The organism is Lutibacter profundi (assembly GCF_001543325.1).
Classification (GTDB): Bacteria; Bacteroidota; Bacteroidia; order Flavobacteriales; family Flavobacteriaceae; genus Lutibacter; species Lutibacter profundi.
This window is the reverse complement of sequence record NZ_CP013355.1, coordinates 1,547,672-1,563,626: the sequence shown is the minus strand read 5'-3', so window position 1 is coordinate 1,563,626 and position 15,955 is coordinate 1,547,672. Positions and strand designations below refer to the sequence as shown.

Genomic DNA, 15,955 nt, shown 5'->3' with positions numbered 1-15,955 from the left:
TTAAAAAAAGAAGTTTAAAATTTACCGTTTTAAATTATAATTTATAAATATTTTATGATATTTATAAATGTTAACTTTGTGAAATTAAATTTTAATAAAAGTTTACAATGAAAAATAAGTTATTAGTTCTTTTAATATTTTCAATATTCTCTTGCAATAATAAACAAGAAAATTTAAAAATTTTAAAAGGAACAGCTTTAGGCACCACATTTTCAATTCGCTATTTAGATACAAGTAACAGAAAGTTTGACGCTAAAATTGATAGTTTAATTACCGTAGTTAATAAATCTGTTTCAACGTATATTCCAACTTCTGATATTTCTAAAATTAATAAAGGAGATACTACCATTGTAGTTGATGATATTTTTGAAGAAGTGTTTTTAAAATCGGCTAAAATTTATTCAGAAACAAACGGAGATTTTGATCCAACAATAGGAATTTTGGTAAATGCTTGGGGTTTTGGACCTGGAAAACCTATTCGTAATTTGGATTCTATAAAAATTAAAGACCTCTTACAATTTGTTGGATTTGATAAGGTTAGTATGCTTAATAAAAAAATAAAAAAATTATACCCTGAGATATATTTTGATTTTAATGCGATAGCCAAAGGATACTTAGTTGATGTTGTTGGAAGGCTTTTTGAAAGAAACCATATTAAAAATTATATGGTAGAAATTGGAGGTGAAATTAGAGCAAGAGGTGTTAATCAAAATAATGAATTTTGGAGAATAGCAATTGAAGAGCCAAACTTTGACGGTACACGTTCTTTTGCAACAGCGGTTCAATTACATAATGAATCTATGGCAACTTCAGGAAACTACAGAAAATATAGAATTTCAGCTAATGGTGTTAAATTTGTGCATACAATAAATACAAAAACAGGTTATGCAACTCCAAGTAACTTGTTAAGTGCTTCTGTAATTTCAAAATCTGATTGTGCTGATGTAGATGGATATGCCACGGCTTTTATGGCTATGGGATTTGAGAAAGCAACAAAATTTTTAAAAGAACATACAGAATTAAAAGCATTTTTAATTTATGTTGATGAAAATGGAAAAATAAAAACGTTTAAGTCAGCAAATTTCAATAGTTAATTATTTAATACAAACTGGTAAAATTTCACCTTTTACCAAGCAATATTTTTTAATTAAATTATTTGGGAGAGTATTGGAGTAATCAATTTCACGTACAATAAATCCAACGGCTCTTAATTTATCAAAATAATCTCTTCCATAAACACGTACATGGTCATATTGTCCAAAGTGTTTGGCACGTTCTTTAGGTGAAGTAATTGTTAAATCTTCATATGTTTTCTCTCTATTTAAATCTTGAGGAACTTGAAAAATCCCCATGCCTCCAGGTTTTAAAACTCTAAATAACTCACTCATTGCTTTTTTGTCATTTTCAATGTGTTCTAAAACATGATTGCAAAGAATAACATCAAAAGTGTTTTCTTTAAAGGGTAAATTGCAAATGTCAGCTTTAACATCTGCAATTGGAGAATTTAAATCGGCTGTAATATAATTTAAATTACCTTGTGCTTTAAATTGTTTTAAAAAGCATTGTTCAGGCGCTATATGAAGTACTTTTTTTGCTGAAGTAAAAAAAGCTGTTTCATTTTTTAAATATAGCCATAGTAGTCTATGACGTTCTAAAGAAAAAGTACTTGGTGACAAAGCATTTAACCTTTGTACTCCATAACCATAGGGTAAAAATTTTCTAAAACTTTTATTGTCTATAGGGTCCGTATAGGTTGTTCCTTTTAAATAAAAGGAAATTAGAGGACGAGCCCAATAACTAATTTTAATTAGCATTGGACGAGGAATAGTATTTAATATAAATTTAAAAAACCTTTTCAAAATTAAATTTTATAATCTTCTCTAACAGGGCAAAAGGTGTCAGTTAATTTACAAGTTGTTAATGCCTTACCACTGTGTTTTACATTTGATGGAATGTTAATAATCATGCCCGATTCTAAAACTTGAGTTTTGCCATGAACAGTCATTTCAAGTGTGCCTTCAATTACTTGAGTTGTTTGTTCGTGAATGTGAGAATGTTCAGGTAAAATGGCTCCTTTTTCAATTTCCCAAAAAGCAATGGTAAAACTATCAGTATGAAAAAAACGCCCTTTAAAGCCTTCTATTATTTCTTTTTGCTTAATTTTCGAAATATATTTAAACATAAATTATAAAACTAAATCTTGTTGTCTTAAACCTTCTTCTTCATTATTTTCAATTCCCAGAGCTTCATAAATATATTTAAATGTTGAGAGTAATTCAGGTTTACCATTTACAAGAGCAACATCGTGTTCAAAATGAGCACTAGGCTTACCATCTTTAGTTAAAATAGTCCAACCATCTTTAAGTTGAGTTATCTTATGAGTTCCTAAATTTACCATTGGCTCAATGGCAACTACCATTCCTTCAATAAATTTCTTACCTTTTCCTCTTCTACCATAATTAGGCATCTCCGGATCTTCGTGCATTTCATGGCCTAATCCATGGCCTACCAATTCTCTTACAATTCCATAACCCTGTTTTTCACAGTAATTTTGAATCGCAAAACCAACATCTCCAACTCTATTGCCTATTTTAAATTCACGGATACCTACGTACAAACTTTCCTTTGTGATTTGTAATAATTTTTTGGTTTCTGCAGCAACTTCTCCAACTTCAAAAGTATAAGCGTGATCACCATAAAAACCATTTTTTAAGGCACCACAATCAATTGAAATAATATCGCCTTCTTCCATTGGCTTATTATTTGGAATGCCATGAACTACCTGAGCGTTTGGGCTCATACATAAGGTATTAGGGAAATCATAAAGCCCTAAAAAACCAGGTATTGCCTGGTGGTCTCTTATAAATTCTTCAGCTAATTTATCTAAATACAAAGTAGAAACTCCAGGTTTTACTTCTTTGGCAAGCATTCCTAAAGTTTTTGAAACGATGAGTGCGCTTTCGCGCATTAATTCAATTTCTTCACGAGTTTTAGTGAGTATCATATAATCCTGAAATTTAGGATGCAAAGGTAATTTAAAAATAATAATTACAAAGCTTAAAAAGCGGCTTTAAAATTAACAATAAGATCTTTTTAAAAACTGATTTTTAGCAGGATTTTTACTGAAAATCATTTGTAAATTTGCAGCATAATTTAAATTGTAAATTATGTATAAAGCAGTAACGGCTGAAGAGGCTGTAAAAGTTATAAAATCGAACGATAGGGTTTATATTCAAGCGGCAGCTTCTGTTCCTCAAGAATTGATAAATGCTATGACTGAAAGACATGAAGAGCTAAGAGATGTTGAAGTTTGCCACTTACATTTAGAAGGTGAAACACCTTATGCAAATCCAAAATATAAAGATAGTTTTCACATAAATTCATTTTTTATAGGTAGCAATGTACGTCATACAATAAAAGAAGGCAATGGATCCTATACACCTGTGTTTTTGAGTGAAGTACCGCTGCTGTTTAAAAGAAATATTTTACCATTAGATGTGGCTTTAATTCAAGTTTCTAAGCCCGATAGGCATGGGTATTGCTCTTTAGGTGTTTCGGTTGAAGCTATTTTAGCGGCTATTTCAAGTGCCAAACATGTTATTGCTTTAATTAATGAACAAATGCCACGTGTACATGGAGAAGGAATTATTCATATTTCTGAATTAGATACCTTTGTTGAGGTAGATAGACCAATTCCTGAATTTATTTTGCCTACACCAAATAAAGTTGAAAATAAAATAGGTGACCATATTGCTGAACTTATTGAAGATAGAAGTACACTTCAAATGGGAATAGGATCTATACCAAATGCAGTGTTATCTAGATTAAAGAATCATAAAGATTTAGGTTTACATACTGAAATGTTTTCAGATGGAGTTATTGATTTAATTTTGAATGATGTAATTAATGGGAATTATAAAGGAATTAATGCCGGAAGAGCATTAACCACATTTTTAATGGGCTCAAAACGATTGTACGATTATGTTGATGATAATCCATATATAGAAATGCGTTCATGTGATTATGTTAATGATGTTGCCAATATTAGAAAAAACCCAAAAATGGTAGCTATAAATTCTGCAATTCAAGTTGATTTATCTGGTCAAGTTTGTGCAGATTCAATTGGTACTAGATTGTATTCAGGTGTTGGTGGACAGATGGATTTTATTAGAGGTGCTTCTTTAAGTGAAGGAGGGAAAGCAATTATTGCAATGCCTTCCACCACAAAAAATGGGATTAGTAGAATTGTTCCTTTTTTAAACCCTGGAGCCGGTGTGGTAACCACAAGAGCACATGTACAGTATATTGTAACAGAGTATGGAGTTGCTAATTTATATGGAAAAACTATAAAACAACGCTTAACTGCACTGATTAAAATTGCACATCCAGATCACAGAGAACATATTGAAAGAGAATATTTTGAGGCTCCAAAATAAAAGAAAAATATAGCCCAAAGACGAAAAAGCCGATATTCAATTATTAAATATCGGTTTTTTTAAATATTAAATTAGTTAATCTTCGTATGAATGTTTGTAAGGTTTTCCGCTTACAATTTTTAAAATATCACTCTCTACTGTTTCTCTAGGAAATTCTACAAACCTACCTATTTCTTTTCCATCTTTATAAAAAATTAAAGTAGGAACTCTTTCAACATCATAACCTTTTTGTAAATTATTAGGTGTTTCTCTATCTCTATTTACAGCAACCAATTCTAAATTTTTGTAGTTAAACCCAACTTCATCTAAAATTTTATAAAAGGCAGGCGTTTGTTCTTGACTATCACTACACCAAGTTCCCATAAAAGCTTTTATGCTAATACCTTTTAACAAAGGTTTTAACTTGTTTATAGTTTCTTTGTTTGTTTTATAGTTGTTATAATTTGGACTAAACCAATCGGTATAAGGTTCTTGCAGAAAATTTGCTTTATTTACATTTCCAATTAAGTTTCCTTCCTCATCTTTTGTTACCGATGTTTCTTTTTTTTGTGCTAGACAACCAATACTAGTTACTAAAATAACACCTAAGAGTATTTTTTTCATTTGAATAAATTTAAATTTTGATAAAAGTACAAAATTATATCAAAGAGTGTTGTGTCATTAATTTTGGTTGATCAATTCCCATTAATTTTAAAATGGTAGGTGCAATATCGGCTAAAATTCCATCATTAATATGTTTGAGCTCTTTATCAACCAAAACAATGGGCACAGGGTTTGTTGTATGAGCTGTATTTGGAGTTCCATCAGGGTTTATCATAGTTTCACAATTACCGTGATCTGCAATAATAATTGTTGTGTAGTTATTTTTTAAAGCACTTGTTACAACATCTTCAACACATTTATCAACAGCTTCACAAGCTTTAATTGCGGCTTCCATAACCCCTGTATGACCAACCATATCGCCGTTAGCAAAATTTAGACATACAAAATCAACTTCTTTTTTATCCAATTCAGGAATAATTGCATCCTTAATTTCATAGGCACTCATCTCTGGCTTTAAATCGTAAGTAGCTACTTTAGGTGATGGAATTAATATTCGTTTTTCACCTTCAAATTTAGTTTCTCTTCCTCCAGAAAAGAAAAAAGTTACGTGTGGATATTTTTCTGTTTCAGCTATTCTAATTTGTTTTTTATGTGCTTTTGCTAAAACTTCACCAAGGGTGTCAACTAAATTATCAGTATTGTAAATAACTTTAATATTTTTGAATGATTCATCGTAGTTTGTCATTGTAACGTAATACAAAGGCATCATTTTCATATCAAATTCAGGAAAATTATTTTGGGTTAGAGCTTCAGTAAGTTCTCTTCCTCTATCTGTTCTGTAATTAAAATAAATGACAACATCATCTGCTTTAATTTGTGCTTTTGGAGCGCCATTTTCATCTGCCATAATTATTGGCATAATAAACTCATCTGTTATGTTATTTTTATAACTTTCTTCAATACTTTCTACAGCATTTGTAGATTTTTTACCTTTAGCATTTACCAAGGCATCATACGCTATTTTAATACGCTCCCATCTATTATCACGATCCATAGCATAATAACGACCAGTAATTGAAGCCAATTCTCCAGTTGTTTTTTGCATGTGTTGTTGAATATCATTGATGAAATATTTTCCAGATTTTGGATCGCAATCTCTTCCATCTGTAAAAGCATGCAAATACACATTTTTCACATTATTTTCATTTGCAACCTCTAATAGCGCTTTTAAATGATTTATATGAGAGTGAATTCCTCCATCAGATACCAATCCTAACAAATGAACATTTTTATTATTTTTTTTAGCATAAGAGAGCGCGTCTAACAACACTTTTTCTTTTCCTAATGTTTTATTTTTAACTGCTAAATTAATTTTAACTAGGTTTTGATAAACAATTCTACCCGCACCTAAATTCATATGTCCCACTTCGCTGTTTCCCATTTGTCCTTTAGGTAAGCCCACAAATTCTCCATCGGTTCTTAAGCTAGCATTTGGGTATTTATTGTACAGGCTGTCAATAAAACTAGTTTTTGCATTAAAAATTGCTGAAACTTCAGGGATTTGGGTTATTCCCCAACCATCTAAAATCATCAAAATCACTTTCTTGTTCATCAGAATATCTATTTGTTTTGAATGTCAAAGATACGAAGTATTCGCTTTTGACTTTTATAAATATTGTTTAATTCCTGTTAAAATTACTAAAACGATTGCGGGGAAAAATTAAAAACAGGAGATTTTTCTATGTCTTTATTAATAGAATAATTGGTTTACTTTTTGTACTTTTTAAACCTAAAGGCTAAATTTTTAAAAATTGTAACTTTCAGACCTAAAATATTAAGTAGAATGACTGAAACTATAAAATTTAATAAAATTACAAAAAGGTTACCAAAACACCTGCATAAGTTTATAGTTAAGCAACCATATGCAAACTATACGGCTCAAAACCAAGCTGTTTGGAGGTATGTGATGCGGGTAAATATTGATTTTTTAAGTAAAGTAGCAGATAAATCGTATATAGAGGGATTAAAAAAAGCAGGAATATCTGAAGAAAGTATTCCAAAAATGGAAGGCATGAACCGTATTTTGAAAGATATTGGCTGGGCAGCTGTTTCTGTTGATGGTTTTATACCTCCAAATGCTTTTATGGAATTTCAGGCATATAATGTGTTGGTAATTGCTTCAGATATAAGAACATTAGAACACATTGAATATACACCTGCACCCGATATTATTCATGAAGCTGCAGGACACGCACCAATTATTGCAAATCCTGAATATGCTGAGTATTTAAGAAGATTTGGAGAAATTGGTTCTAAAGCAATTTCTTCAGCTAAAGATTTTGAAATGTATGAAGCTATTCGTTTACTTTCTATTTTAAAAGAAGACCCAAATTCTTCAGAAGAAAAAATTAAAAGCGCTCAAAATAAAGTTGAAGCATTGCAAAATAATATGGGAGAACTTTCTGAAATGGCACAAATTAGAAATTTACATTGGTGGACCGTAGAATATGGGTTGATAGGTGATGTTAATAACCCAAAAATTTATGGAGCAGGGTTGCTTTCTTCAATTAATGAAAGTAGGTATTGTTTAACAAATAAAGTAAAGAAAATACCATATAGTATTGAAGCCGCTTTGCAAAACTTTGATATTACAAAACCCCAACCACAACTGTTTGTAACACCAAATTTCGCATACTTAAGTTATATTTTAGAAGAGTTTGCCAATAAAATGGCTTTACGAACAGGAGGGCTTAAAGGAATTCAAAAATTAATACAATCTAAAAATTTAGGCACAATAGAATTGAGTACAGGAATACAAATTTCGGGTGTTTTTACAAATGTTATTGTTGATGAAAACAAACCCGTTTATTTTCAAACTGTTGGAGCAACAGCATTGGCTAGCAGAGATAAGGAATTAATAGGTCATGGAATTTCATATCATACCGAAGGTTTTGGAAGCCCGTTAGGTAAATTAAAAGGTATTAATTTGGCTATTGAAGATATGTTTCCCAAAGATTTAGAAGTCTACGGAATTTATGAAGGTAAAAAAACAACGTTACTTTTTGAAGGGAATATTAAAGTTGAAGGTGAGGTAATTACCGGGAAAAGAGATTTACAAGGTAAAATTATATTGATTTCCTTTAAAAATTGTACAGTAACACATAACCAAACCATTTTATTTAAACCTGATTGGGGAGTTTATGATATGGCGGTAGGAGAGAAAATAATTTCGGCCTATGCTGGACCTGCATCAATAAATTCGTTCAAGAATAAAAGTAAAATTTCTACTAAAAAAACACATAGAATTAAGTATTCTGAACCTGAATTAAAACTTCATAAATTATACAAACAAATTGCAGAAATGCGTAAAAAAGAAATTATAAATATTGAAAAATCAGAACAAATATTCTTAACTTTAAAAGAAGATTATCCTACAGAATGGTTACTCGCATTAGAGGTTTATGAATTAATTTTAAATTCAAAAATAACTTTAGAGAAAGAGGTTTTAAATTACTTGAATAATCAGTTAGAATATCAAAACCTAATAGCTAGCGGAATTCAATTACTCAAAAAATAAAGTGACTAATGTTACTAAAATTAATTACGAATCAATTAACTTTGCACATTAATTAAAAAATTGAAAAATGAGTTTTTTTGGATTATTTGGAGGTGGTAATAATAATGAAATAATTGAAAAATATATTAAAGAAGGGGCTATTGTTATTGATGTTAGAACTCCAGAAGAGTTTAGAGAAGGACATGTAAAAGGCTCTAAAAATATAGTGTTAAATAGTATACCAAATACTATTAAAGAAATAAAAGATTTAAATAAAAAGATAATAGCTGTTTGTAGAAGTGGAGCAAGGAGCGGACAAGCAACAGCTTTTTTAAGTAAGCAGGGGATTGATATTATTAATGGAGGCCCATGGCAGCATGTTGAAAAGTTTATAAAATAGTTATTTATTCAAAAATCATTGATTGGAAAAAGAGAAGTAAAACTTCTCTTTTTTTATTATATTTAGCGCCTAATTAACTTAATTTATGAAAAATTTAACGATACTATTATTTTTAATTTCTGCTGCGCTTAATGCACAAAACAAAAAAATTAATAAACTAATTACTAACATTGAGCCTAAAGTAATTGAATGGAGAAGAGATTTTCATCAACACCCTGAATTGTCGAATAGAGAATTCAAAACGGCTGAAAAAATAGCAAAATATTTGAAAAGCTTGGGGTTAGAGGTGCAAACAAATGTTGCTCATACAGGAGTTGTTGGCATATTAAGAGGAGGAAAACCAGGTGCTGTTGTTGCATTAAGAGCTGACATAGATGCTTTACCTGTAACAGAGAGAACGCCAGTTGCGTTTGCTTCTAAAGTAACAAGTACTTATAATGGAATTGAAACAGGAGTAATGCATGCTTGTGGGCATGATTCACATATTGCCATTTTAATGGGAACAGCTGAAGTACTCACCAAAATTAAAGATGAAATAAGAGGAACAGTAAAGTTTATTTTTCAACCTGCAGAAGAAGGAGCTCCCAAAGGAGAAAGAGGAGGTGCTGAGCTTATGGTTGAAGAAGGAGTACTTAAAAATCCGGATGTTGATGCCATTTTCGGCTTGCATATAAGTGCTATTACCAATGTAGGTATAATAACATATAAACCAGCAGGAATTATGGCTGCAGCCCAAAGTTTTACAATAAAAGTTAAAGGGAAACAAGCGCATGGATCTAGACCTTGGGAAGGGATAGACCCTATTGTTATTTCAGCTCAAATAATAAATGGTTTACAAACAATTATTAGTAGAGGTACTGAGTTAACTAAAGAAGCAGCTGTTATTACCGTGGGTTTAATTCGTGGAGGTGTACGAAGTAATATTATCCCTGAAGAGGTTGAAATGATTGGAACAATTAGAACGTTAGATTACGATATGCAAAAGAAGTTAAATAAAGAGATTACTAGGCGAGTACCTGCAATTGCTGAAGCATTTGGAGCTACAGCTACTATTGAGATTGATAAGGGATACCCTATTACATATAATGATGTGAATTTAGTAAACGAAATGTTACCTTCATTGCAAAAAGCAGCTGGAAAAAACAATGTTAAATTAATTAATGCAGTTACTGGAGCTGAAGATTTTTCATTTTACCAAAAAGAGATTCCAGGGTTTTATTTTTTCTTAGGAGGAAAACCACTTGATGTATCAATTGAAAATACGGCATCACACCATACTCCAGATTTTTTTATAGATGAAAGTGGCTTCAAGTTAGGAGTAGAAGCTTTTGTAAATTTAACCTTAGATTATTTAAACCAAAACCCTAAATAATTAGGCTAAATATAACATTTTTTAGAGAGTAACAATCTAAATCTAAAAAGAGAAGTGAAAACTTCTCTTTTTAGATAATACGAATTTAATTATTAATAAAATACAGCCTTATAAAGGCTAATGTTTCATTTAAAAATGGAGCTATTCTATATTTTTTAGCTTTATATACAGCTTCTATTCTATTATGGCCTTGTAATTTCTTGTACCTATTTTCAAGGTGTTTTCTCACGATGGAAGGAGAAATAAATAAATTTTCAGCAATTTCATTATAAATTAAACCATTGCTTAAATGTTCTAAAATATCGGTTTCTCTATTGGTAAGTTTTATTTTCTCAACTAAACTATCAATTTTAAATAAGGTGGGGTTTCGTAATAAATTGAATGCTTTTAAAGCAATACGTCAAATGCTCTATTTTTCTAAAATGTAATATTGTAATTATTTTTCAAAGAAGTAATTTGTTGCTTTAAATGAACTAAAAATTGTTGGTGTTGTTTGGAAGTAGGATTGAAAGGTTTGTGTCCCAATCCTTTTTGAATGGTATTCACTTCTTTCATAATTGAAGATGCCTTTTCATCAATCCAAATTTTTTGAAATTGATTCCAAATATAATTAATAGCAGTTTCGTTAGGATGAACCATATCGCTAGTATAGAAACGATAATCACGTAAATCATCTAGCATAATTTCATAAGAAGGAAAGTAATATAGCTGTTTCCTTTTATCTCCTAGTTGATGAATTGCAGCTAATAAATGCGCTTTACTAACAGAATTTTCAACAAAACCATCTTTTAAATGCCTTACCGGACTTACTGTAAAAAGGATGTTTATTGTTGGGTTAAAATCTTTTATAAGTGCACACATATTTTCTAAAGAAGCATTGATTTCCTCCACAGAAAGCAACTCTTTTAAAAACTTTTTTTGAGGTACTTTATGACAATTCCCCACAATTGTGTCAGTTTCAATAAACCTGTAAACCCATGAAGTTCCCAATGTAATAATAATATGTGTTGCTTTTTTTAATTGATGATTAGTTAAAGTAATTGCATTGTTTAAATTACTTAACAATTCAACTTTATCAATAGAACTCAAATTAGAATGTGCATCAAAACAATTCCAGCGCTCATTTAGTTGAAAAACATCTTTTTTGGTATATTCTTTTTGATTAATAGCATTTGAAATTAACGCTTCAATAGCAATAGGATTGAATAAAATTCCAAACGGATTGCTAAAAGCATTAAACTTGAAGTAGTTTAATTTATGGTAAATATTTTCTGAAAAACAAGAACCAATTAGCAACAATTTAGAATTATAATCTATTTGATTACGCTCTTTTTGAAGTTGTATGTTAGTTCTGAAATTCATGGTAATTTTGTCTTTGCGAGTCAAATAATAATTTGCTGTGGCAATTTGTTTATTTGTGTGAGACTACTTCATTGTTTCACTCTTCGTAAGGATATACATTTATAAAATATATCTTTTACTTTCTTCCAGTGCTTTTTCAATTCCTTCTGGATTTTTACCTCCAGCAGTTGCAAAAAAAGGTTGACCACCACCACCACCTTGGATTAATTTTCCTAGTTCTCTAACTACCTGTCCAGCATTTAGTTTTTTATCTTCAACTAAATTTTTAGAAATGAAACATGTTAAAAAGGCTTTTCCTTCCCTCTCCGTACCTACTAATAGAAATAAATTCTCAATTTTATTACCTAAATCAAAAGCCAAATCTTTAATGCTATTTTGATCTAAATCTAACTTTTTAGCTAAGTAATTAACCCCGTTAATGTTTTCTACCTTCTGAATTAATTCTCCTTTTAAATTTTTAGCTTTATCCTTTAATAAAATTTCCAATTGTTTTTTTAATGATGTATTTTCTTCTTGTAAATCGGTAATAGCCTTTTGTGGATTTTGAGGATTTTTAAGTAACACTTTTAGGTTGTTATAAATCTTGTTATTTTCAGAATAGTATTCTTTTACAGCATCATTTGTAATAGCCTCAATACGTCTAATACCTGCAGCAATGGCACTTTCAGAAATTATTTTAAAATGCCAAATATCTCCCGTGTTTTGTACATGAGTACCTCCACATAATTCTACAGAATTTCCAAACTGAATTGCACGAACGGTATCTCCATATTTTTCGCCAAACAAAGCCATAGCTCCTTTTTTTTGGGCAACTTCCATGGGAATATTTCGAAATTCTTTTAGAGGTATTTTACTTTCAATACGCGCATTTACAAAATCTTCAACGGCTTGAATCTCATCACTTGAAAGTTTAGAAAAATGCGAAAAATCAAAGCGTAGATTTTTTGAGTGAACCGCTGATCCTTTTTGTTCAACATGTGTTCCTAAAACCTCTCGTAAAGCTTGGTGTAAAAGGTGAGTTGCAGAATGATTGCAAGCAGTTCTATAACGTTGTTTTTTATCAACAACAGCTTTAAAAGTTTGTGTAGGGTCTTTTGGTAAACTTTTAGCAAAATGAATAATTAAATTATTTTCTTTTTTGGTATCAACAATATAAATTACATTTCCGTTACTAGCTTCTAAATACCCTTTATCTCCAACTTGCCCACCTCCTTCAGGATAAAAAGGAGTTAAATTAAATACCAATTGATATAAATCTCCATATTTTTTTGAAGATATTTTTCTATAGCGGGTTATTTTCACATTCGTTTCAAGAATATCATACCCTACAAACTCTTCTTCGTTATCATCTATCAAAAGAATCCAATCATCAGTTTCCACAATTGCTGCAGCTCTTGATCTATTTTTTTGCTTTTCTAATTCATCGGTAAATTCATCTTCATTTAGAGTCATTCCTTTTTCAGAGAGAATTAACGAAGTTAAATCTATAGGAAAACCGTAAGTATCATACAATTCAAAGGCTTTTTTACCAGAAACTTTTGTGCCATTGGTGCTTTTTATAATACCATCTAATAAAATAAGACCCTGTTCAAGAGTGCGTAAAAAAGAATGTTCTTCTTCTTTAATTACATTGGTAATTAATTGATTTTGTGCTTTTATTTCAGGGAAATAATCTCCCATTTGCTTACTAAGAGTAGAAACTAATTTATAAATAAAAGGTTCTTTTTTGTTTAAAAAAGTAAACCCATATCTAATAGCTCTTCTTAAAATACGTCTAATAACATATCCAGCACCTGTATTTGATGGTAATTGCCCGTCTGCAATGGCAAAAGCTACTGCACGAACATGGTCTGCAATAACCCGGATAGCAATGTCTATTTCTTCATTTTTGCCATAATTAGTATTCGTAATTGCTTCAACTTCTCTAATTAATGGTGTAAAAACGTCAGTATCATAGTTAGATTGTTTGTGCTGTAAAACCATACATAAACGTTCAAACCCCATTCCAGTATCAACATGTTTAGCAGGTAACTTTTCTAAGGAACCATCGGCCTTGCGATTGAATTCCATAAAAACTAAATTCCATATTTCTACCACTTGAGGGTGATCCATATTCACCAAGCTTTTTCCTGAAATTTTTGTTTTTTCCTCATCAGATCTAATATCCACATGAATTTCAGAGCAAGGACCACAAGGCCCCTGAGCACCCATTTCCCAAAAGTTATCTTTTTTATTACCGTTAATAATTCGGTCTTCACTAATATGCTTTTTCCAATAATTGTAGGCTTCTTGGTCGTAAGCCAATCCTTCTTCTTTTTCCCCTTCAAAAACAGTAACATACAAACAATCTTTATCAATTTTTAACACATCAACTAATAATTCCCAAGCCCAGTCAATAGCATCCTTTTTAAAATAATCTCCAAAGCTCCAGTTGCCAAGCATTTCAAACATAGTATGATGATAGGTGTCTTTTCCAACCTCTTCCAAATCGTTGTGTTTTCCAGAAACGCGCAAACATTTTTGTGAATCAGCAACACGTTTATCTTTCACTGTTTTTTGCCCTAAAAAAAATTCTTTAAAAGGAACCATACCTGCATTTGTAAACATCAGGGTAGGGTCATTTTTAAGTACCATTGGAGAAGATGGTACTATTGTGTGTTTTTTTGAAGCAAAAAAGTCTAAAAATTGTTGACGAACTTGTTGTGATTTCATTTGTAATATCTTAATGTTTTTATAGGTCAAAAGGAATAGCTCAATTTAATAATATTATATTTTATTAAAATTTTATTTAGAGCTATTTCATTTGTTAATTATATGCTAAAAAATAAGTGTTCTACAACTTTTGTAAAACATTTTGTAAATTTGTTTTTGTACGCCATATAATTCATAAAATAATATGGCATTTTTCACGATGCAAAAATAATATAATTTATACACATGGCGAAAGTAAAATATTATTACGATTCAGATACGCTTTCTTATCAAAAGATTAAGATTAAAAAAAGAGATAAACTTAAAAACTTTTTACTAACAATTATTTCGGCTTTTATATTTATGATTTTGGGATTTGTAGTTTTTACACCTTTTTTTGAATCACCAAAAGAGAAAGAACTTAGTAGAGAATTAGAGTTTGTAAAATTAAATGAGGAATTACACAGTAAAAAAATAGTTCAACTTGAAAGTATTTTAAAAGAAATTCAGGATAGAGATAATAATATTTATCGGTTGTATTTTGAAGTGAACCCAATACCTGAAGAACGGAGAAAAGCAGGTTTTGGAGGTATTAATAGATACAAAGCATTAGAAGGGTTTGATAATTCAGAAATGATTATTGATGTTACTAAAAATATGGATATTTTATCTAAGCAATTGTATATTCAATCAAAGTCATTGGATGAAATTGTTAATTTGGCTGAAAATAAAGAGAAGTTACTGGCTGCAATCCCCGCTATACAACCTGTTAAAAAAGAAGACTTAACACGTATGGCTTCTGGTTTTGGTTGGAGAACCGATCCGTTTACAAAAGCTAGAAAAAAACATTATGGAATGGATTTTTCGGCACCAAGTGGAACTCCTATTTATGCAACTGGAGATGGTATAGTAAAAAGAGCCGATCAAAGAGCCTCTGGCTTTGGTAAACATATTGAGATAGACCATGGATTTGGATATATTACGTTGTATGCACATTTAAGTAAATATAATGTTAGAAGAGGGCAACATGTTAAACGAGGTGATTTAATTGGATTTGTAGGTACAACCGGTCGTTCTCAAGGCCCCCATTTACATTACGAAGTTCATAAAAATGGCAGAAAAATAAACCCTATTAATTTTTACTATGGAAACTTATCTCCTGAAGAATTTGAAGCAATGCAAAAAGCAGCTCAAATTGAAGGACAATCATTAGACTAATGCATATAAATTTACCTAAAAAAAGATACTATAAAATTGGAGAAGTAGCCAAGGCATTTGGGTTAAACACTTCTCATATTCGGTTTTGGGAAAAAGAATTTGATATTTTAAAACCAAAAAAGAATAAGAAAGGAAATAGATTATTTACCGAAGAAGATCTCAAAAATTTAAAGTTAATCTATCATCTAGTTAAAGAGAAAGGATTTACCCTAGAAGGTGCTAAAAGTAAAATGAAAGAGAATCCGAAAAATATTAAAAATAACCTTGACATTATTATACGTCTAGAGGCCATTAAAGCAAAACTCATTAAAATAAAAGATCAGATTAATGGATAAATAATATTGTTAATTTGTAACAAATGAGTATTTTTAACACGA

The 15,955-nt window shown here is 30.4% G+C and carries 15 protein-coding genes; 7 read left to right on the top strand and 8 right to left on the bottom strand.

Annotation, left to right across the window (positions count from 1 at the left end; all coding sequences use genetic code 11):
- Positions 1–107 precede the first annotated feature (107 nt).
- The gene (locus tag Lupro_RS06930; protein ID WP_068207833.1) at positions 108–1,094 is read left to right on the top strand and encodes an FAD:protein FMN transferase; all 987 of its coding nucleotides are present in this window, start codon (positions 108–110) and stop codon (positions 1,092–1,094) included.
- Here the strand turns inward: Lupro_RS06930 and Lupro_RS06925 are convergent, their stop codons facing one another.
- From Lupro_RS06925 to map, 3 genes are read right to left on the bottom strand one after another with little or no spacing between them, the layout of a single operon-like run.
- Entirely contained in the window at positions 1,095–1,859 is a 765-nt protein-coding gene (locus Lupro_RS06925) for a class I SAM-dependent methyltransferase (protein WP_068207830.1), read from the bottom strand. It abuts the gene before it with no gap.
- A 2-nt stretch (positions 1,860–1,861) separates the two neighbouring features.
- A complete protein-coding gene (locus Lupro_RS06920; protein ID WP_068207826.1) occupies positions 1,862–2,182 on the bottom strand; it encodes a cupin domain-containing protein in 321 nt (106 codons plus the stop codon).
- Positions 2,183–2,185: 3 nt separating this feature from the next.
- Positions 2,186–3,004: a type I methionyl aminopeptidase gene (gene map / locus Lupro_RS06915; RefSeq protein WP_068207823.1), complete on the bottom strand. Its 819-nt coding sequence runs from the start codon at positions 3,002–3,004 to the stop codon at positions 2,186–2,188.
- A gap of 163 nt (positions 3,005–3,167) precedes the next feature.
- On the opposite strand from map, the gene Lupro_RS06910 reads away from it, so the two are divergent.
- Positions 3,168–4,436: an acetyl-CoA hydrolase/transferase family protein gene (locus Lupro_RS06910; RefSeq protein WP_068207820.1), complete on the top strand. Its 1,269-nt coding sequence runs from the start codon at positions 3,168–3,170 to the stop codon at positions 4,434–4,436.
- Between the two features lie 75 nt (positions 4,437–4,511).
- Here the strand turns inward: Lupro_RS06910 and Lupro_RS06905 are convergent, their stop codons facing one another.
- Positions 4,512–5,039, bottom strand: coding sequence for a thioredoxin family protein (locus Lupro_RS06905; RefSeq protein WP_068207818.1), 528 nt, complete (start codon positions 5,037–5,039; stop codon positions 4,512–4,514).
- Positions 5,040–5,073: 34 nt separating this feature from the next.
- A complete protein-coding gene (gpmI, locus tag Lupro_RS06900) occupies positions 5,074–6,591 on the bottom strand; it encodes a 2,3-bisphosphoglycerate-independent phosphoglycerate mutase (protein ID WP_068207815.1) in 1,518 nt (505 codons plus the stop codon).
- Positions 6,592–6,822: 231 nt separating this feature from the next.
- Between gpmI and Lupro_RS06895 the strand changes: the two genes are divergently transcribed.
- The 3 genes from Lupro_RS06895 to Lupro_RS06885 all read left to right on the top strand — a co-directional run bounded on the left by Lupro_RS06895 (position 6,823) and on the right by Lupro_RS06885 (position 10,307).
- A complete protein-coding gene (locus Lupro_RS06895) occupies positions 6,823–8,556 on the top strand; it encodes an aromatic amino acid hydroxylase (RefSeq protein WP_068207813.1) in 1,734 nt (577 codons plus the stop codon).
- A 67-nt stretch (positions 8,557–8,623) separates the two neighbouring features.
- Entirely contained in the window at positions 8,624–8,935 is a 312-nt protein-coding gene (locus Lupro_RS06890) for a rhodanese-like domain-containing protein (RefSeq protein ID WP_068207810.1), read from the top strand.
- 85 nt (positions 8,936–9,020) lie between these two features.
- Positions 9,021–10,307 carry an amidohydrolase gene (locus Lupro_RS06885; protein WP_068207806.1) on the top strand — a complete coding sequence of 429 codons (1,287 nt, stop codon included), beginning with the start codon at positions 9,021–9,023 and terminating at the stop codon, positions 10,305–10,307.
- A gap of 85 nt (positions 10,308–10,392) precedes the next feature.
- Here Lupro_RS06885 and Lupro_RS13160 read toward each other — a convergent pair whose 3' ends face one another.
- From Lupro_RS13160 to alaS, 3 genes are all read right to left on the bottom strand, one after another.
- On the bottom strand, positions 10,393–10,635 hold the full coding sequence (locus Lupro_RS13160) for a response regulator transcription factor (protein ID WP_227807499.1): 243 nt from the start codon (positions 10,633–10,635) through the stop codon (positions 10,393–10,395).
- An 89-nt stretch (positions 10,636–10,724) separates the two neighbouring features.
- Positions 10,725–11,669, bottom strand: coding sequence for a GSCFA domain-containing protein (locus tag Lupro_RS06880; protein ID WP_068207803.1), 945 nt, complete (start codon positions 11,667–11,669; stop codon positions 10,725–10,727).
- A gap of 99 nt (positions 11,670–11,768) precedes the next feature.
- Positions 11,769–14,381 carry an alanine--tRNA ligase gene (gene alaS / locus Lupro_RS06875; RefSeq protein WP_068207800.1) on the bottom strand — a complete coding sequence of 871 codons (2,613 nt, stop codon included), beginning with the start codon at positions 14,379–14,381 and terminating at the stop codon, positions 11,769–11,771.
- Positions 14,382–14,606: 225 nt separating this feature from the next.
- On the opposite strand from alaS, the gene Lupro_RS06870 reads away from it, so the two are divergent.
- The gene (locus Lupro_RS06870) at positions 14,607–15,578 is read left to right on the top strand and encodes a M23 family metallopeptidase (protein WP_068207797.1); all 972 of its coding nucleotides are present in this window, start codon (positions 14,607–14,609) and stop codon (positions 15,576–15,578) included.
- A complete protein-coding gene (locus Lupro_RS06865; protein ID WP_068207795.1) occupies positions 15,578–15,913 on the top strand; it encodes a MerR family transcriptional regulator in 336 nt (111 codons plus the stop codon). Before Lupro_RS06870 ends, Lupro_RS06865 begins: the two co-directional genes overlap by 1 nt.
- Positions 15,914–15,955 lie beyond the last annotated feature (42 nt).